Annotated in this window: 13 protein-coding genes and 2 pseudogenes; 4 read left to right on the top strand and 11 right to left on the bottom strand. The window is 62.6% G+C overall.

The window, feature by feature from the left end; all coding sequences use genetic code 11:
• Positions 1-205 precede the first annotated feature (205 nt).
• From JCM12178_RS09910 to JCM12178_RS09865, 11 genes and pseudogenes are all read right to left on the bottom strand, one after another.
• Positions 206-1,882 carry a flagellar hook protein FlgE gene (locus tag JCM12178_RS09910; protein WP_054650976.1) on the bottom strand — a complete coding sequence of 559 codons (1,677 nt, stop codon included), beginning with the start codon at positions 1,880-1,882 and terminating at the stop codon, positions 206-208.
• A 54-nt stretch (positions 1,883-1,936) separates the two neighbouring features.
• Entirely contained in the window at positions 1,937-2,671 is a 735-nt protein-coding gene (locus tag JCM12178_RS09905; RefSeq protein ID WP_054650974.1) for a flagellar hook assembly protein FlgD, read from the bottom strand.
• A gap of 18 nt (positions 2,672-2,689) precedes the next feature.
• Positions 2,690-4,381, bottom strand: a complete 1,692-nt coding sequence (locus tag JCM12178_RS09900) for a flagellar hook-length control protein FliK (protein WP_054650972.1) — start codon at positions 4,379-4,381, stop codon at positions 2,690-2,692.
• Between the two features lie 22 nt (positions 4,382-4,403).
• Positions 4,404-4,529, bottom strand: a complete 126-nt coding sequence (locus JCM12178_RS20490; protein WP_284690213.1) for a hypothetical protein — start codon at positions 4,527-4,529, stop codon at positions 4,404-4,406.
• A gap of 130 nt (positions 4,530-4,659) precedes the next feature.
• Positions 4,660-7,536, bottom strand: coding sequence for a DEAD/DEAH box helicase (locus JCM12178_RS09895; RefSeq protein ID WP_054650970.1), 2,877 nt, complete (start codon positions 7,534-7,536; stop codon positions 4,660-4,662).
• An 11-nt stretch (positions 7,537-7,547) separates the two neighbouring features.
• Entirely contained in the window at positions 7,548-8,702 is a 1,155-nt protein-coding gene (locus tag JCM12178_RS09890) for an ATP-grasp domain-containing protein (RefSeq protein WP_054650968.1), read from the bottom strand.
• A complete protein-coding gene (locus tag JCM12178_RS09885; protein WP_054650966.1) occupies positions 8,699-10,078 on the bottom strand; it encodes a sigma-54-dependent transcriptional regulator in 1,380 nt (459 codons plus the stop codon). The genes JCM12178_RS09890 and JCM12178_RS09885 overlap by 4 nt, the downstream gene beginning before the upstream one ends.
• Positions 10,079-10,137: 59 nt before the next feature.
• Positions 10,138-11,777: pseudogene (locus JCM12178_RS09880) on the bottom strand (AMP-binding protein).
• Positions 11,778-11,877: 100 nt separating this feature from the next.
• Positions 11,878-12,432 carry a helix-turn-helix domain-containing protein gene (locus JCM12178_RS09875; protein WP_054650964.1) on the bottom strand — a complete coding sequence of 185 codons (555 nt, stop codon included), beginning with the start codon at positions 12,430-12,432 and terminating at the stop codon, positions 11,878-11,880.
• 98 nt (positions 12,433-12,530) lie between these two features.
• Positions 12,531-14,180, bottom strand: a complete 1,650-nt coding sequence (locus JCM12178_RS09870; protein WP_054650962.1) for an AMP-binding protein — start codon at positions 14,178-14,180, stop codon at positions 12,531-12,533.
• A 17-nt stretch (positions 14,181-14,197) separates the two neighbouring features.
• Complete coding sequence (locus JCM12178_RS09865; RefSeq protein ID WP_054650960.1) at positions 14,198-14,761, bottom strand: helix-turn-helix domain-containing protein; 564 nt, start codon at positions 14,759-14,761, stop codon at positions 14,198-14,200.
• 236 nt (positions 14,762-14,997) lie between these two features.
• Here JCM12178_RS09865 and JCM12178_RS09860 point away from each other — a divergent pair, with 236 nt between their 5' ends.
• The 4 genes and pseudogenes from JCM12178_RS09860 to JCM12178_RS20895 all read left to right on the top strand — a co-directional run.
• Positions 14,998-15,810 (top strand): tetratricopeptide repeat protein, encoded by an 813-nt coding sequence (locus JCM12178_RS09860; protein WP_439646703.1) that lies wholly within the window; start codon positions 14,998-15,000, stop codon positions 15,808-15,810.
• Positions 15,803-16,462, top strand: coding sequence for an ABC transporter ATP-binding protein (locus tag JCM12178_RS09855; protein ID WP_245628708.1), 660 nt, complete (start codon positions 15,803-15,805; stop codon positions 16,460-16,462). Before JCM12178_RS09860 ends, JCM12178_RS09855 begins: the two co-directional genes overlap by 8 nt.
• Positions 16,459-17,244 (top strand): ABC transporter permease, encoded by a 786-nt coding sequence (locus JCM12178_RS09850; RefSeq protein WP_054650956.1) that lies wholly within the window; start codon positions 16,459-16,461, stop codon positions 17,242-17,244. The genes JCM12178_RS09855 and JCM12178_RS09850 overlap by 4 nt, the downstream gene beginning before the upstream one ends.
• Before the next feature lie 105 nt (positions 17,245-17,349).
• Positions 17,350-18,069, top strand: a pseudogene (locus JCM12178_RS20895) (NAD-dependent epimerase/dehydratase family protein); the annotation flags it as partial.
• Positions 18,070-18,437 lie beyond the last annotated feature (368 nt).

Below are 18,437 nucleotides of genomic sequence, written 5' to 3'. Positions count from 1 at the left end.
CCGCAATTCCCTGAGATCGGACCGTGCCGGGTGCGGGGATCCGGATCGACCCGGTCTGGCGGTGCGCGCTCAATGCGGAAAACACGAGAAAGCGGCCCGTCCGGTGGGGAATCCGGACGGGCCGCCTTTCTATCGTCCCTGCGGGGAACAGGGGGGCATCGGAGAAGGAATCCGTTGGGTTACGGGGTCCTTGTCATGGGCTTGTCTAGCGCTTCATGGCGATGACTTCACTGAGCATGGAGTCCGTGGAGGTGATCACCTTGGTGTTGGCCTGGAAGCCGCGCTGCGTTGAGATCATGCGCACAAACTCGGTAGCCATGTCCACGTTGGAGATTTCCAGCGAGTTACCGTCCACGGTTCCCTTGCCTGCGGAGCCTGCCTGACCGGTCAGCGCCGGTCCGGAGTCGCGCGTCTGGGAGAAGAGGTTGCCGCCCTCGCGGCGCAGCGCCCACTTGTTCGAGAACGTGGCCAGCGTCACCGCATAGAGTTCGATCACCTGCCCGTTCGAGTATCGCCCGGAGAGCACTCCGTCGCGCGATACCGTCATGTTCTGCAGGACGCCTGCGGAGTAGCCGTCCTGACTCTGGAAGATGGTGGACGAACCGCCGGTGTCGAAGCTTTGGGTCGCCAGCGCGGAGAGCTCGACGCTCTTCATGTTCGGCAGGTAGCCGGTGTTGCTGATAACCGAGGAGACATCGTCGGCATAGATGGGCAGCGTGCCGAGTTGGCTTCCCCATCCGATGCTGAGAGACTCGTTACCACCATTGCTTGAGAGATCCTTGGTCCGCAGGCCGAAGTTCATCTCCATGGGGTTGGCGTCTACCTGGTCCGTGGCGCTGGCATTGGAAAGCCCGAGGAAGTTGCCGGTGAACAGCGGGTAGCCGTTCACGGACATGTTCGCGAGGCTCCAGCCGTCGAGGCTCTTGGGGTTGGCGCCGCCGTTACTCTTGAGGGTGAAGGCGCTCTGGCCGACCAGTTGGCCCTGCCTGAAAGTCAGGGTGCCGGTCATGAGCAGCCCGGCGGCCGAGGTGTTCCCCATCTCGGTCTGGTTGCCGTTGATGCCGGAAAGGATGCGGCCGTCTTCGTTCGGGTTGCAGGTCACGATGTATTCCCACACAGTGTCGCCGCCCGCGTTGGAGAGGGTGACCTGGTCGAAATACGCGGTGACGTTGTGCGGCGAGCCGACTTCGTCGAAGACCTTGATGGTGGAGCTGTACCCGTACCCTCCGGTCGCCAGCGGCGGCTCGTCAAGGCCGTTCCAGCTCTGCATGAGCGCGAAATACGGGTTGCCGCTCGTGTTGGTGGTCCTGTCGCCCGCAGTGGGGTCGAGGTTTGTCACCATGGTCACGTTGGTGGTGACCTGCGGGGCCGACTGGAAATTCTCGATACGGATGTCGGTGGGCACGCCAACGATGCGGGTGGTCGCGCTCTGGGCGAGGTTCGTCACCGACGCACTGGCCACGGAGGCCGTGGAACGCTCGACTTCCCAGCCCTGCACGACGTAGCCGTGCGGGTCCACGAGGTAGCCGTCCTTGTCGAAACGGAAAGCCCCAGCGCGGGTGTAGAAGCTGTCGTCGGTCGACTTCGGCGACACGGTGAAGAAGCCTTCACCGGAAATTGCCATGTCCGTGGTTTCGGAGGTGGACTCGAAGGCCCCCTGACCGAAGTCGGAATAGATTGCCGCCACGCGAACGCCGCGACCGACCTGGCCGATGCCCGCAACCGTGGAGACGTCCTGGCTCATGAGGTCCTCGAAATGCATCCGGGACGCCTTGAAGCCTGTCGTGTTCACGTTCGCGAGGTTGTTGCCGATGACGGTCATCCGTTCCCCGTGAACGTTGAGGCCGGTTATGCCTGAATACAGCGATGCTGTAAGACCCATGGTAAACCTCCTGTGGTTCTCCGATTATGCCTTTGTCCAATCCGCGTCCGCCGTTTACGAGGAAGCATCCCCTTCGCTTCCTTCTCCCCCGTCGCCTTCGCTCAACTTCGTGGGTTCAACGACTTCCTTGACGTTGTTGAAGTTGATGTAGCGACTGTCTTCCAGACGCAGATAGATGGATCCGTTTTCGTTGACGACGCTGGACACCTTGCCCGAGATCTCGGTCTGCATCATGACCGGCTCGCCGTTGGTATCCTCGGCAAGCATGCCGACGGAGTAGATGCCGTCGGGCACTTCCTGACCCGCGTCGTTCTTGCCGTCCCACTGATATTCGTAGGAACCGGCCTGCTTGCTGCCCATCTCCACCGTGCGGACGATCGCGCCGTCCTGATCGTAGATGTTCAGCTTGATCTTGGAGACGGCTTCACCGGCTCCATAGAAAATCTTGGCGGTTTCGCTGCCGGACTTGCTGACCTTGTAGCCGGACGCCTTCACGTCCTTTCCGATGAAGCCGACAGCGTCGTACATTTCATTCTGGGTCTGGGCTGCCAGCATGGTGTCCAGGCCACTGTTGATGTTGGTGAGCTGCTCAAGCTGCGAGAACTCGGCGAGCTGACCGGTCATTTCGGTATCTTCCATGGGATTCATAGGGTCCTGGTGCGTCAACTGCGCCACCAGAATCGTCAGGAAGTCCTGCTGGTCGATATTGGAATCGTGCGTGGGCGCGTTGCTCTCAGCGAGCCTGCGCTCCTGCGACCCGAGAATATACCCTGTATCTACGTATCCCATGACAATACCTCTCTTGCTCTATGCAACGATGTGCAAACCCTGTTGGGTAAGATTTGCCTTGTCATGAAGAGAATTCACATCCTGTGCCAATTCTGCGGCCTCGCCGCGCATCATGCGAAGCTGGCTGCGCATCCGGGCAGCTTCCTCGCGTTCGCGGGCAAGGTTGTGGCCCTTGTCGCCGAACCAGTTCATGGAATCCTGATTGCCGGTCAGCCCAGCCTGAACGTCGAGCTTGGCAACCTTAAGGCCTTGATTTTCAAGAGAAGCCTTGATGGATTCGAGCTGGTCAGCGATCATGCGGGCGCTGTCGGGGTTGTCGGCCCGGATGAGGGCGCGGACTTCGTCGCCCTTGGTCTGCAGGATCACGTTCAGCTTGCCCAGATTCTCGGGATTGAGCTGCATGGTGAGCTGCTTGGTGCCTTGGCCCAGATTCTTGAGGATGGCAGTTTCGACCTGCCTGGCCATTCTGGGAGCGGCAGTTTTTTCCATGGCGACATTCGCGTTGGCCTTTTCCGTGCTCTGCCCGGCGTTGGCGGTCAGGTCCGCAGCCGTGCGAACGGCGTTGCCGAGCTTGGTCTGCACGCCGGTGCGGTCCTCGCGCAACTGCGCAAAGAAGTTGCGCCATGTTGCCTTCTGGTCGTCGCCTTCGCTTTCGGGCTGTTCCATGAAAGACTTCATGGCCGCGTCAGCCTTGTCATTTGCCTGCTTCGCGCCATGCTGGCCGCCCTGCGTGCCGTTACGGTCCAGCAGGTCATCGGCCTGCCTGCCAAGGGCGGCGTCCTTGGTGTTCGCCTTCTGCTGCATGTCCACAGCGGCGTTCACGTGTCGGGCGGCGCTGTTCTTGGCATCTTCATCGTCCATGGCGGCTGCAACGGCCTCGCCCACGGCGCGGACCAGATTGCGGTTCCTGTCTTCGGCGGCCTTCAGTTCCTGTCGGATTTCGGAAAACGCTTCCTTCATGTCCTTGGGAAGATGCGCCTTGCCGAGCAGTTCGCGAATCTTGGCCGAGCCTTCCTTGGTGAGACCCATGGCGGTCACGAACGCTTCTATCTCGTTCTTGTCCAGATTGATGTTCTGGTTGTCGGCAAGGGAGTTCAGCTTCTCGTTTATCATTTCGAGAGCCTTGTCCCTGTCACCGCGCTTGAGCAGTTCAAGAACCTTGGCAGATCCCTTCTGGTCAAAGCCGAGCTTGTTCAGGAAGGACGTGAGCCCTTCAAGCTGCTCGCCGGAAAGCTGAACGCCCTTTGTGCCGTCCATCTTCTGGGCGATAAAACTGACGAACTGTCCCCAGGTCAGGCCTTCTTCGCTTTCGGCCATTTCCTCAAGGCGTTCGATTTCCTTTTCGCTGAAGCCGTATTCCTTGAGGTCATCCTCGACCTTGCGCACGTCTTCGGCGGTCATCTTCTTGTTGGCGGCCTCCTCAGGAGGCGTCTCAACCGCTTCTTCTTCCGGGGCCATCTCGGCAGGGGTTCCCACCTCATGCTCTTCCGAGTCCTGCTCCGGAGTCACGGTCTTTGCCGCGGTCTCAGCCATCTTGTCGTCAGACGAGACTTCGGCCGTTTCCAGCTGTTCGGACACCACTTCAGCCTGTCGACTCATGAGTTCGTCGAACAGGTTGACGGTGGAATCAAAGTTCACGTTCTTTGCAGCATCGACCTTCCACTTGTCGGCCATGGTCTTATGCTGATCGGAGATGGGAACATTCTGCATATTGGACTCCTTTGGCTCCTTTTCAATCAAAGACCGTGCCAAAAAAGAATCCTTTCTTTTCAGGTAAATGCAGTGTGGCCAAGGCTGGAAGTTTTTTCCCTTTACAGAAAAAAGCCCGTTCCCCTTCGCGGGAAACGGGTTGTTCCACGCTCTCCCGGCAGGAGTGGCAGAACGCTGTAACCGGCTCTTTTCGGGCAAAGCGTTGAAGACGGGTGGGGCCTCCAAGGGCGCAGCTCTTGAGGGCTAAGGGGTGGCGGAATCTCCGCCGGAAGAAACCATTACCACTGAACGGGCAGCTTGACTTTCTGTCCGGCCTTGTTCGTGAAGAATATATGCCCGTTTTCCTTGCCGAAAAGGTAGAGGTCGCGGGTCACGGCCACGTCCTGACGGCAGTATTCGGTGATGAGGTCGAGGCGGCCTTCCTGCCACCATTTGAGGGCCTGAAGGCCGTCGGCCGACTTGGCTGCGTCGAGGGTGGCCTGTGCTGCGTTGTCGAGCTTGATGGCGTAGCCGAGGCGGTTTCGGATGTCGGCGCAGAGGTCCAGCGAGGGGAGCTGGCGGAACTTGAAGGGGTTCAGTCCGGACAGCACCGAGTAGTCGAATTTGATGTGGTTGTAGCCGATGACGAGATCGAACTTCTGGAGGTGGGTGACGAGTTCGGCGATCTGGTGCTGCTCGAAGTCGTACATGCGGTCGTGCTTCTGGTCCCAGAGGCAGGCTATGGACACGCCCATGCGGTCTGCGCGGTTCCATCCGCCCACTTCCTGTGCGGAAAAGCGGGTCTCGATGTCCAGCACGCCGAAGCGCCGGGGGGCGGGGCGTTCGATGGGGAGGGTGTTCACTTTGATCTCCTTGAGCTTGACCTTTTCGGGGTCGCCCTTGCGGATGGACTTCATGGTGAAGACTGCGGCGGTCTTGTCGATGGGCCGGTTGCCGGAGCCGCATTTTGGCGAGTGCACGCAGGAGGGGCAGCCGAGGTCGCAGGGGCAGTCCTGCACGGCCTTGAGGGTGGTTTCAAGGAGTTCGTCAGCCTTGTGGAAGGCCTGACGGGTCAGGCCCGCGCCGCCGGGGATGCCGTCGTAAACGAACACGGCCGCGCCGCCCACCTGTTCGTGGAAGGGCGTGGAGATGCCGCCGAGGTCGTTGCGGTCGGTCATGACCAACAGGGGCATGATGCCGATGGCCGCGTGTTCGAAGGCGTGGATGCCGCCCATGAAGTGCAGGTAGTCCTCTTCGCAGCGGCGGCGGATGCTTTCGGGGATTTCGAACCAGACGCCCTCGGTGGTGAAGACGCTCGGGGGCGCGTCGAGCGGGATGACGCCCATGAGCTTGGAGCCGCGCACGCTGCGCTTTTCATAGCCCGTGACCTGCTCGGTGACGCGCAGCTTGCCGAGGTAGACGCGGGTGCCGAAGCACACGCGCTGGTCCAGCACCTCGAGGATTTCCGTGGATTTCTCGCGGCGCACGCGGGTGTAGTAGCCGACCTTGCGCTTGATGGCGCGTACGGTGCCGTGCGGATCGTCCACTTCCTGAATGACGTAGGTGTTGCCCCGGTGCAGGTAGACCGCGCCGGGGTGGGTGTCGAGCCAGACGCGGTGGCTGTCGGTGGTGCCGATGACCGGGGCCTTTTCCTTGGCTCGGGTGGTGTCCTCGATGTGCAGCGTCTTGCCGGAGCTGCGCAGGTCCACCTCGCGGTGCGGCCGTTTGCGGGCGGTGACGATGCCCGCGGGCAGGCCGGGCGCGTCCGGCTCGGCCTCGAAGAGCCTGCCTTCTTCGATCATGGCCTCCACGCGGTCGATGACTGGCTGTTCGGCAAGGAACTCGTCGCTGCGGTAGAGGCTCAGTTCTGCGGCGGCACAGAGGAGGTGCTTGTCCATGACCGCCGGGTTGAACGGGTTGAGCATGACCGATTCGGGCGGGCGGGAAAAGAAGTCGTCCGGGTTGCGCATGAAGTATTGGTCGAGGGCGTCTTCCTGCGCCACGAGGCAGACTGCGGATTCCTGTTGGGCGCGCCCCACGCGCCCGCCGCGCTGCTGGGTGGCCATGACCGTGCCGGGGTAGCCCACGAGGATGCACAGGTCGAGGCCGCCGATGTCGATGCCCAGTTCCAGCGCGCTGGTGGAGATGACCGCCAGCAGGTCGCCGTCGGCCATGCGCTTTTCGATTTCGCGGCGCTCCTCGGGCAGGAATCCCGCCCGGTAGGCGGAGATGCGCTCCCGGAATTTGCCGGAGCGTTCCGCGCACCAGAGCGAGATGAGTTCCGTAAGTTTGCGGGACTGGCAGTAGACGATGGTCCGCATCTCGCGGGCTAGGGCGGCCTGAAGGAGCTGGATGGCGGACTGGGCAGGGCCTGCCTCGGGGTTGAGGAAGACCATGTGCCGGTCGCCGGAGGCCGCGCCGGACTGGCGGATTTCGTGCACGTCGAGGCCGGTGAGCATCTCGCAGAGCTGGCCGGGGTTGCCCACGGTGGCGGAGCAGAAGATGAAGGTCGGTTCGGACCCGTAGTGGCGGCACAGGCGTATCAGGCGGCGGAAGACCATGGCCATGTGCGAGCCGAGCACACCCCGGTAGGTGTGGACCTCGTCCACCACGATGTACTTGAGGTTTTCCAACAGCTCGGCCCACGAGTCGTGATGCGGCAGCACGGACAGGTGCAGCATCTCCGGGTTGGTCAGGAGCGCGTTGGGCGGGCTGGTTCTGATCTTCTTGCGAAAATGCGGGGTGGTGTCCCCGTCGTAGGTGGCGGCGGTGGGACGCCGATGCTCGGGCATGAGCGCGGCGAGCTCGTTGAAATTCTTGAGCTGGTCCTGTGCCAGCGCCTTGAGCGGAAAGAGGAATATGGAGCGGGCGTCGGGGTCGACCAGCACCTCTTCGAGCACGGGCAGGGTGTAGGTGAGGGTCTTGCCGCTGGCGGTTGGCGTAGCGACAACGACGTGCTTTCCTGTCCGCACGTGGTCGTGTGCCTCGGCCTGATGCGCGTAGAGTTTCTCGATGCCAAGCGTCTGGAGCGCGTGGCTGATGGGCGTGGGCCAAGGCTTTGTGGGTTCCGCGTAGCGTGCGCCGGTTCCGGGCAGAACGCGATGGTGCGCCACCTGATGCCCGAGCCGTTCGGACTCGATCAGGGCGCGGACGTATTCTGTGACCCGGGAGTGCATGGGCGCGGAGTTTACCGCAAGTAGTGCCGGAAGTCTTCCTCCAGAAGCTTCATGAGCCGGGGCAGGTTCGCGTTGTCCGTGCGGGAGAAGACAAAAGCGAAGACCGGATACTTTTCCCAATCAATTTCGCGCAGTTCCAGAACGGTGTCAAAGAGGGACTCGAAGGCGTCGTGGTCGAACCCGTCGAGCTTCTTGCGGTCCACGTCGGCGGGGATGTCGCCGATGGTCATGGCGGTGGTGGTCCCGGCGCGTTTTTCCAGCAGGTCGTTCCAGTCCGGCTGGCGGTTGGTGAAATAGTATTCGTACGGGTCGAAGCCCCACGCGTGGCGGGTGATGTCTGCCACGCACCAGCCCGCAAAGCGCAGCGGGTTGGCCTCGATGGGGATGATCCGGCCGGACTTGAGCACGCGGATTTCCACGTGTGCCGGGAAGTCGCGGAAGCCGCAGACCTTGCCGAGCTCGGCGGCGAACTCCGTGACCGGTTTGAGCATGGAGCGCATGACCTCGTCCGAGGTGTAGTAGAGGCGGTCGCTCACGTCGTCTTCCGAGCCGAAGGGGTGGTGCAGAATGTTCAGGACCACCGGGCGGCCGTTCTCGTCCCAGTAGACGTCCACGGCGTATTCGCGGCCGCCGATGGCCTCTTCCGCGATGTAGGTTCCGGCGCTGACCACCTCGGACGGGTACTGGTCGTTGAGGCGATCGGTCTCGTTGCGGATGGCCTCGCTGATTTCGGGCCAGTCGTCGTCGCTCTCCACCCGGTGCACGCCGAGGCTGAAGAAGCCGCGCGCGGGCTTGACGATGAAGGGCAGCGGCAGCACGGACGGGTCGAAGGCGTCGAGGTCTTCGGCGTCCACTTCGGCGAATCCGTATTCGGGGTACATGTCCGAGATGGTCTCGCGAAAGAGCAGCTTGTCCTTGCAGATCTCGATCATGGACGCCAGCGGCGAGCCCTTGAGCTCGCGCATGATGAGTTCAAGGCTGTTCTCCGAGTTGGCGTAGATCCGGGTGCTCTTGGCCTCGGGGAAAAAGGACGCCGCAGGGGTGAAGCGCAGGTCCGCGTCACCGGCAAGCGCACGCGCCTGCGCAGTGTCGAGCACCGGGAGGTTCTGTCGGGACGCGCTGCACTTGAGGAATTTTGATACGTAAGGTCTGTCGAGTATGATCATTTGCTCTTGCCGGCCAGACCGTATTTCTTCAGTTTGTATTGCAGGTTGGATTTGGACAGGCCGAGCATCTCGGCGGCCTTGACCTGCACGAAGTCGGCCCGGACGAGGGCGCGTCGTACCAGAGCCCCCTCTATCTTGTCCATGGTTTCTGCAATGTTCAGCCGGGCGGGCAAAAGGTCCACGGCGCTCTTGAACTGGGACTCCTCGTCCTTGATCTCCGGCGGCAGGTCTTCGGCGTCGATGACGTCGCCGCGTGCGAGCACGGTGCAGCGTTCAATGACGTTTTCCAGTTGACGGACGTTGCCCGGCCACTCGTAGGCCGAAAGATAGTCCATGGCCGAGGCGGAGAAGCCGGTGAACTCGATCTGGTTCTCCTTGGAGTACTTGTCCAGAAAGTGCTGGGCAAGGAAGGGGATGTCTTCGCGCCGTTCGCGCAGCGGCGGCAGGAACAGGGAAACCACGTTCAGGCGGTAGAAGAGGTCCTCGCGGAACTCGCCCTTTGTCACGGCATCCTGAAGATTCTTGTTGGTGGCGGCCACGATGCGCACGTCCACGTCGATGGTCTCGGTGCCGCCCACGCGTTCGATCTGGTGCTCCTGCAGCACGCGCAGCAGCTTGACCTGCACGTCCTGCGACAGTTCGCCGATCTCGTCGAGAAAGAGCGTGCCGCCGGAGGCCTGCTCGAAGCGGCCTTTGCGCAGCGAGGTGGCGCCGGTGAAGGAGCCTTTCTCATGGCCGAAGAGTTCGGACTCCAGCACGCCGGGGTTGAGGGCCATGCAGTTGACGGAGACGAACGGCTTGTCCGACCTCGGGCTGGCCTCATGGATGGCCCGGGCGATGAGTTCCTTGCCTGTGCCGGATTCCCCCTGAATGAGGACCGTGCTCTTGCTGGGCGCGGCGCGGTGCACCATCTCCAGCACCTGCTGCATGCCCCGGCCCCGGGCGATGATGTTCCCTGAGCCGAACCGCTCCTTGATCTGCTGGCGCAGGCGCACGTTTTCCTGCTGCGTGCGGGCGTAGGACGCGGCCTTGGACAGCGTCAAAAGCAGCTCTTCGTTGGCGAACGGCTTGGTGATGTAGTCGAACGCGCCGATGCGCATGGCTTCCACCGCCGACTCGATGGAGCCGAAGGCGGTCATGATGATCACCGGAATGTGCGGGTAGCGTTTCTTGACGTGTTCCAGCACGTCCTGCCCGGTGAGCTTGGGCATCTTCATGTCCGTGAGCACCACGTCCACCTCGGAGTCTTCGAGGTAGGCCAGCCCGGTTTCCGGGTCGGAAAGCGCGGTCACGGAATAGCCCTCGTCTTCGAGCAGGCTTTCGAGAATCAGCAGATAGTTTTTCTCGTCGTCGAGGATGAGAATGTTGTCGGCCATGCGGTTCTCCAAACGGCTGCCGGGGGGGACGGGTGTGCCGCCCCCCCGGAGCGAGCCGTCTATTGGTATTTCTTCATGTCGGCTTCGCGGATTTCCTTGCGCTTGATCTTGCCCGAGATGGTCTTGGGCAATTCAGCAACATATTCCACGATGCGCGGGTATTTGTATGGTGCGGTAACGGATTTGACGTGGGCCTGAATGCTCTTGGTCAGGTCGTCCGAGCCCTCGAATCCTGCCGCGAGCACCACGGTGGCCTTGACGGCCATGCCCCGGACCGGGTCGGGCACGCCGGTGACGGCGGCCTCCACCACGGCCTCGTGGGTGATGAGCGCGGATTCCACCTCAAAGGGCCCGATGCGGTAGCCGGAGCTCTTGATGAGGTCGTCGGTGCGGCCCATGAACCAGAGGAAGCCGTCCTCGTCTTCCCATGCCTTGTCGCCGGTGTGGTACCAGCCGTCGAATTTGACGGACGCGGTCTTTTCCGGCTCGTCCATGTAGCCCTCGAACAGGCCGAGGACCGGCTTGTCGATGCGGATGCATATTTCGCCTTCCTCGCCCTTGGGGACCGGCGCGCCGGTCTCGTCCAGCAGGGCGATGTCCCAGCCGGGCACGGGCTTGCCGATGGAGCCGGGCTTGGGTTCCATGAATTTGAAGGTGGCGATCTGGAGCGTGGTCTCGGTCTGACCGTATCCTTCGTAGATGGGCAGGCCGGTGGCCTCTTTCCAGCCGAGGAACACGGACTCGTTCAGCAGTTCGCCCGCCGTGGTGCAGTGCCGCAGGTTGGAGAGGTCCCAGCCGGAGAGGTCCTCACGCACGAGGAAGCGGTAGACCGTGGGCGGGGCGCAGAACGTGGTGATTTTGTGCTCGCTGATGATGTCCAGAAGCTGGCCGGGTTCGAACTTGCCCCGGAAGTCCCAGACAAAGACCGCGCCGCCAGCCATCCACTGGCCGTAGAACTTGCCCCAGACGGACTTGGCCCAGCCCGTATCGGACAGGGTCAGGTGCAGGTCTCCGGGCTCGATGTCGTGCCAGTGCGCGCCGGTGGTGAAGTGGCTGACCGGGTAGTCGAAGCGGTGCAGGACCATTTTCGGCAGGCCGGTGGTGCCGGAGCTGAAGAAGATGACCATGGGGTCGTTCCCGCCGGGCGCGTCCTGACCGCGCGGGAAGTCGGGCGCGCCGTCGGCCATGACGGACGCGTAGGATTCCCAGCCTTCGGCGGGCTCGCCGTCAAGCTGCACCAGCGTCTTCAGGCCCGGGCACTCGTCGCGCGCGGCCTCCACGCGGTCGGCCAGCGTATCTTCGCAGATAACGCAGGAAATCTTGGCGTAGTTGACGCGGGAGACGATGTCCTTGGTGGTCAACAGCGACGGGGACGGGATGGGCAGCGCGCCGATGCGGTGCAGGGCGAGCATGGCCGTCCAGTACTCCACGCGGCGGTAGAGGATGAGCATGACCCGGTCGCCCTTTTTCACGCCGCGCCTGCTCAGGCGTCGGCGAGCCTTTTGGACTGCTCGGCAAAGAAGCCGAAGGTGTGGTCGGTGCGGTTGCCCGCGTCGTCCACATGCACGAGCGCCACATCGTTCGGGGCGGCCTCGGCCTTGGGGTCCAGAAAGTCGTAGGAAAAGTTGAAATTGTCCGGGGCCTTCAGGTCATAGTTGGCGCAGAAGTCCTCGTAACTGGCGTAGTCCTGTTTTTTCATTGTTCTCTCTCCGTGATTCCTCGGGGTTGACTCTTTCAGTGAGGTCGCAGTCGTACCAATCGATCGGGCTTGGTGCGGGCGGACCGGCTAGCGGCCTGCCCTAAAGAATCACGTCGATGAACACGGCATCCTTGCCGTCGAGCCCGCGCAGGGCGTGCGGCGATTCCGAGTCGAAATACATGCTGTCGCCCGGTTCGAGGATGAGCGGCTCGCCGTTGATGCGGATTTCAAGGCGGCCTTCGAGGATGTAGATGAACTCCTGGCCCTTGTGGCTCACTTCGTTCATCTCGTCGCTGGACTTGGGCGGCACGCGGATGAAGAAGGGTTCCATCTCGCGGCCAGCGAACTTGTAGCCGAGGCTCTTGTAGTCGTAGTCCTCACGGCGGTCCACGGCAAAGCCTTCTCCCTTGCGGGTGAGCGCGTAGGACTTGAGGTGCGGCTCACGTCCGGAGATCAGGGTGGTCAGGTCCACCTTGCACAGCCGGGACACGTCGAGCATATAGCCCACCGGGATTTCGTGGTCGCCGGACTCGAAGCGCGTCACGTCTTCGGCGGTGCGCCCGAGCTTTTCGGCCATCTCTTCGGCGGTCCAGCCCATGTCGTCCCGCAGTCCGGCCAGTCTGGGAGCTATCTCCTTGTACTGTTGATCGGCCATGGTCGCTCCTTTTGAGCGGTTGGTGTTGTGTCTTGCCGGAAACGCCCGGCACGGCCCCTGTTGAAGGTGCGGCCGCCCGCATGGCGGCCGCGGAATATCTATGCGTCCGGGAACAGTTCCCCGCCCATGTCGCGCAGCTTGTATTTCTGAATCTTGCCGCTGGCGGTCATGGGGTATTCCTTGAGGAACACCACGTATTTCGGAATTTTATATCGCGCTATCCTGCCGCGGCAGTAGTCCTGCACGTCTTCGGGCAGCATGTCCACGTTTTCCTTGAGGACCACGAAGGCCCCCACCTCTTCTCCGAACCGTTTGCTCGGAACGCCCGCCACCTGCACGTCCTGAACGCCGGGCATGGTGTACAGGAACTCCTCGATCTCGCGCGGGTAGATGTTCTCCCCGCCGCGGATGATCATGTCCTTGAGGCGTCCGGTGATGGAGAGGTAGCCGTCTTCGTCCATGACCCCGAGGTCGCCGGAGTGGAGCCAGCCGTCTTTGTCGATGGTCTCTTCGGTGGCCTTGGGGTTATTGTAATAGCCCTTCATGACGTTGTAGCCCCGGCAGCAGACCTCGCCCTGCGTTCCGGCCGCGCAGTCCTCGCCCGTCTCGGGGTCGACCACGCGGACCTCGATCTCCGGCATGGCCGGGCCAACGGTCTCGGTCATCTGGCGAACCGAGTCGCCGATGCGGGTCTGGGTCATGACCGGGCTTGCTTCGGTCAGGCCGTAGCAGATGGTGATCTCGCTCATGTTCATCTGGTCGATGACCTGCTTCATGACCTCCACCGGGCAGGGCGATCCGGCCATGATGCCGGTCCTGAGCGAGGAGTAGTCGAACTTGTCGAATATCTTGTGCTGCAGGATGGCGATGAACATGGTGGGCACGCCGTACAGGCTGGTACATTTTTCCTGCTCCACGGCGATCATGACCTGCATGGGGTCGAAGTCCTCGAGGATGACCATGGTCACCCCGTGGTTCACGCAGGCCAGCACGCCGAGCACGCACCCGAAGCAGTGGAACAGCGGCACGGTCAGGCAGAGCCTGTCCCCTGCGGAATAGTGCTGGTTGGCACCGATCCAGTAGCCGTTGTTGCCGATGTTGTAATGGGTGAGCTGCACGCCCTTGGGGAACCCGGTGGTTCCGGAGGTGTACTGCATGTTGACCACGTCGTGCGGGTCGAGGGATGCCTGCCGTTCGGCGTACTCCACATCGGAAACCACGGCGGACATGCCGATGACTTCCGGGATGTTGTACATGCCCCGGTGCTTTTCCAGTCCGAGGTAGAAGACCCGCTGCAAATGCGGAAATTCGTTGGTCTTCAGCCGACCGCGCTCCTGCGTGCGCAGCTCGGGGATGAGCTCGTAGGTGGTGGCGAGGTAGTCGTGGTCGCGGTACTGGCCGATGATGAACAGGTTCTCGCACTCGGAGTTCTTGAGCAGATATTCCAGCTCGTGGGTGCGGTAGTGGGTGTTCACCGTGAGCAGCACGGCCCCGATCTTGGCGGTGGCGAACTGCAGGGCCACCCAGTAGGGCACGTTGTTGGCCCATACGGCCACCTTCTCGCCCTTCTTGATGCCGAGCGCCATCAGGCCCTTGGCCAGATCGTCCACCAGATCGCCGAATTCCTTCCACGTGAGCCGGAAGTCGCGGTCCACGTAGACCACGGCCTCCTCGTCGGGATATGCGGCCACGGTCTCGTCAAGGATCTGGCCGAGCGTCACTTCGCGAAGCGGTTCGTTGCGTGTCATGCGGTCAGGCTCCTTGGCTATTCGGGGAAGTACAGCACTGCGTAGATTTCGGCCTTTTCGTCGCCGTGGGCGGAGACGTTGTGCGGCACGATGGAGTTGAAATAGATGCTGTCGCCGGCCTTGAGGACGCTTTCTTCCTTGCCGTAGGTCACGGAAAGCTCGCCGGAGTGGACGATGATCAGCTCTTCACCCTCATGGGAAGAGAGGTGCTTGTCCGAGCCGGATTCGGGCATGATCTCGATGAAGAACGGCTCCATGTGCCGGTCGCTCTTGCCCTTGCCGAGGGAGTAGTACTTGAACTCGGCCACGTCCTTGTGCCGGTGCATGGTCAGCTCTTCCTCGCGCTCGTCGAGGCGGACGATGAGGGGGTCGCGGCTGACCTGATCGTCGAGGAAGGTGCCGAGGCGGACGCCGAGTGCGCGGGCTATCTTCAGTAGCGGGCCGAGGGAGGGGTACATGTCCTCGCTCTCCACGGCGGTCAGGAATTCTGCTTCCAGACCGGTCCGTTCGGCGAGATCGTTGATGGTCATGTCCTGCTTTTCCCTGAACGACTTGATGCGTCCGCCGATCTTGCTCTGCATGAAAGGGCCCTCTCCTTTGGCCGCCGGAAAGCTCCGGCGTTCGGCGCGTGCCGATGGTTGTCGATGATACCTCTACCGTCTGCACGGCGTTTACCCGAATCCGCAGAAAAAGTCACGAACGGCCCTTGCTTCCCGAAGCACGCAATTGTTTCACAAACAGGGTTGAACAGTGCCCCTGTCAGGGTATATCCTGTGCAGACCCCATAAAACCGGAACAGACGAGAGGGATGCGGACCGTGGCGGACGAAAAGGTAGCGCAGGACGAACAGCTAACGCAGGACGAGCAGGTCGAGACCCCGGCAGCTTCGGGCGGAGGGCGGATGATTTCCGGCCTTTTCTCCAACCAGAGCGTAGACAAGGTCGGCACCGGGACCACGACACGCAAGACCATCACCAAAATGTACTGGTACGCCCTCGAGCGGCCGGACGGCATGGTGGAGGTGCAGCCGCTCAACAAGCACAACATCCCCTCGGGGCCCAAGAACAAGGTGCCCAAGGAGGATTTTCTCGAACGCTTCAACCCGGAACCGGAGTTCTACCAGAAGGAAGTCTTTCCCAAGATGCGCGAGCTCGACGCCACCCTTGAGCGTGCGGAGCAGCAGCGCAAGGACGGTGCGCTCTACAGCGCCCAGTTCGAGTACGAGCAGGCCCTCGATGTGGACGAAGACAACGTGCGCGCCAACTTCGGCCTCGGGCTGACCTACATGGAGCGCGGCGACACCAACAAGGCCGACGACATCTTCAAGCGCCTCGTGACTCTCGATGCGGCCTTCTCCCCGGAACACAAGCACCTTTTCAACGAGTTCGGCATAAGCCTGCGAAAGTCCAAGCTCTACGAGCAGGCCGTGGACTACTACACCCGGGCCATCGAGATGACCGACTCGGACGAGAACCTGCACTACAACATGGCCCGCGCCTTCTTCGAAAAGGGCGAGGCCGAGCAGTGCCGCGAGCATCTGCAGCAGGCCCTGCTCATCAACCCGGACCACGCCGAGGCCGCCAAGTTCCTCGAGTTCGTGGACAAGCGCATGGAGGCTGCCAGTGCCTGACGTGCTCCGCATGGCAGGGGTGCGCTTCGCCTATCCGGGCGGGGCGACCATCCTTGACCGGGCGGAGCTGGCCGTGCCCGAAGGCTCCTACGTGCTGGTGCGTGGCCCTTCCGGGGCGGGCAAGTCCACTTTGCTCAAGCTTCTCTGCCGCCTTGAAGCGCCGGATGAAGGCACCATCCATTTTCGTGAAACACCCTACGAGGCCATGCCGCCTGAAACGCTTCGGCGGTCCGTGGCCTATGTGCATCAGATGCCGCAGCTCGTCTCCGGCTCGGTGCGCGACAACCTGTTGCTGCCATACTCCTTCAAAGCGGCGGCCGAGGTCCCGGTGCCGGACGACGAAGGCATGCGCTCCATGCTCGACTCATTGCTCCTCGATTCCGTGAGGCTGGACGACGACGCCTCGTCGCTTTCGGTAGGGCAGGCACAGCGCGTCTGCTTTGCCCGCACCATCATGACCGTCCCGGACGTGCTGCTGCTGGACGAACCCACGGCCTCGCTGGATGCCGAAAGCGCCGCGCTGGTCTACGAGGTTGCCGCACGGCTTTTCCGCGAGGGGAGGACGGTCATGGCGGTCTCTCATGCCGAGGCTTCGCCCGGTGAAACCACCCATGTGCTTCGCGTGGCGCAGGGGAAGGCGGAGTTCGAATGAACGCACAGGTCATCGACATAGGGCCGTGGCAACTGGCATTCTGCCTGCTGTTCGTGGTGGCGGCCGGGGCCGCGTCGATATGGTACCGCCTCGGACTCGGCAAGGATCTGCTGGTGGGGACCATCCGGACGTTCGCGCAGCTTTTCGCCATGGGCTACGTGCTCAAGTTCGTGTTCGCCCTCGACATGGCCGCGCCGGTCATCGGCCTGTTCCTGATCATGACCGCCACGGCGGCGCATCTGGTCCGGGGCCGCGTCAAGGAGCGGGCCGTGCCGTTGGCCCTGCCGGTCTTTCTGTCCATGTTCATTTCCTACGGGTTGATCTCCTTTCTCGTCACCGCCGTCATCGTGGGCGCGGACCCGTGGTGGACGCCGCAGTATTTCATCCCGCTGGCCGGGATGATCGTGGGTAACTCCATGTCCGCCATCGCGCTCTCGCTGGAACGCATGTTCAAGGACCTCAAGGAGCGGCGGCAGGTGGTGGAGATGAAACTCTGCCTTGGTGCCACACCCATGGAAGCGGCCCGCGACATCATGGCCGACGCGGTGCGGGCCGGGATGATTCCGTCCATTAACTCCCTGATGGGCGTGGGGCTGGTGTTTCTGCCGGGCATGATGACCGGTCAGATTCTTGCCGGGGCCGATCCCCTGCTTTCCATCCGCTACCAGATCGTGGTCATGCTCATGCTGGTGGCCTCGGCCGCGCTCGGCACGGTGCTTGTGACCCGGCTGATCTTCCGCCGCTGTTTTACGCCGGATGGCCGCCCGCTGCTGCGCAAATAGCCTTCGTGTGCCGCATGGCAAGGCTTTCGTTGCCTCATCCTTCCGGTTCTGTTACCTGTTTTTCGTTCATGAACGATTTTTCCGTAAAGGGGTGCGGTTTCCCCCATGCCTGACAAGACCCTCATACTCGGTGGCGGCGGATTTCTCGGCACGGCCGTGGCCCGCGCGCTGGCGCGGCGCAACGTGCCCCTGCGCCTGTTCGACCGCCAATATCCGGCCTTTGCCCGCGACATCCCCGGCGACGTGGAATACGTGCTGGGCGACGCGCTGGACGAGCAGGCCCTCGAATCGGCCGTTCGCGGCTGCAACCGGGTGCTCTGTTTCCTCGGATTCACGGTGCCGTCATCGTCCACGTTGGTGCGCGAGTGCGACACCACGCTGCGGTCGCTGGCACTTCTGCTCTCCGTCATGGAGCGGCAGGGGGCCGACATGCTTTTCTACCCCTCGTCAGGCGGGACCGTGTACGGCGACTCCCCGGACCGCACTCCCCACGCCGAGACCGACGCCCTGAACCCCGAAGGACCTACGCGCTCGGCAAGGTGCTGAGTGAGGAAATGATCCGGTTTCACAGCCGCAGGAGCGGCATGCGCCACATCATCGGGCGGCTGGCAAACCCCTACGGCAACGACAACCCGGCGGTCAGGCCGCAGGGAGTGGTCGACGTGTCGCTGGCCCGCATCCTGCGCGGCGGCGGCATCGAGCTCTGGGGCGACGGGCAGCAGGTGCGCGACTTCATCTTTGCCGACGACCTCGCGGAGATGGTGGCCCGGCTGCTGGAGTGCGGCACGGCGGACATCACGATCAATATCGGCTCAGGGCAGGGCGTGACCGTGCTGGAGATCATGGAGGCCGTGGGGGCCGTGACCGGAACCGAGGTCTCGGTGGTCAAGAACGAAACCGCCTATGCGGGGTGCGCCACTCCGTATTGGATACGTCCATGCTGCGTGAGCTTGTCGGCGGCCTGGACATGGTGCCCCTTGAAGAGGGCGTGCGCCGCACGTGGGAGCGCATGCGCAGAAACGGCTCGGACGGGGATTAGGAGTTTTCGGATGCGGATAGCGATCATCGGCAGCGGCGGGCACGCGCAGGTCTGTGCGGACATCCTGCTCTCCATGCGTGACGCGGGCACGGCTGTGGAGCCGCTCGGCTACGTCTCGCGCGGGGATCACGGTGCGGAGTTTCTCGGCCTGCCG

It is taken from the genome of Salidesulfovibrio brasiliensis JCM 12178 (assembly GCF_001311825.1).
GTDB lineage: Bacteria > Desulfobacterota > Desulfovibrionia > Desulfovibrionales > Desulfovibrionaceae > Pseudodesulfovibrio > Pseudodesulfovibrio brasiliensis.
The sequence above is the reverse complement of the archived record's forward strand: the minus strand, read 5'-3'. Positions and strand labels throughout refer to the sequence as shown.

Bases quoted from the DNA above. Each gene is read 5' to 3' on its own strand.
- JCM12178_RS09910 (WP_054650976.1), bottom strand. From the start codon at position 1,882: ATGGGTCTTACAGCATCGCTGTATTCAGGCATAACCGGCCTCAACGTT.
- JCM12178_RS09905 (WP_054650974.1), bottom strand. From the start codon at position 2,671: ATGGGATACGTAGATACAGGGTATATTCTCGGGTCGCAGGAGCGCAGG.
- JCM12178_RS09900 (WP_054650972.1), bottom strand. From the start codon at position 4,381: ATGCAGAATGTTCCCATCTCCGATCAGCATAAGACCATGGCCGACAAG.
- JCM12178_RS09895 (WP_054650970.1), bottom strand. From the start codon at position 7,536: ATGCACTCCCGGGTCACAGAATACGTCCGCGCCCTGATCGAGTCCGAA.
- JCM12178_RS09890 (WP_054650968.1), bottom strand. From the start codon at position 8,702: ATGATCATACTCGACAGACCTTACGTATCAAAATTCCTCAAGTGCAGC.
- JCM12178_RS09885 (WP_054650966.1), bottom strand. From the start codon at position 10,078: ATGGCCGACAACATTCTCATCCTCGACGACGAGAAAAACTATCTGCTG.
- JCM12178_RS09875 (WP_054650964.1), bottom strand. From the start codon at position 12,432: ATGGCCGATCAACAGTACAAGGAGATAGCTCCCAGACTGGCCGGACTG.
- JCM12178_RS09870 (WP_054650962.1), bottom strand. From the start codon at position 14,180: ATGACACGCAACGAACCGCTTCGCGAAGTGACGCTCGGCCAGATCCTT.
- JCM12178_RS09865 (WP_054650960.1), bottom strand. From the start codon at position 14,761: ATGCAGAGCAAGATCGGCGGACGCATCAAGTCGTTCAGGGAAAAGCAG.
- JCM12178_RS09850 (WP_054650956.1), top strand. From the start codon at position 16,459: ATGAACGCACAGGTCATCGACATAGGGCCGTGGCAACTGGCATTCTGC.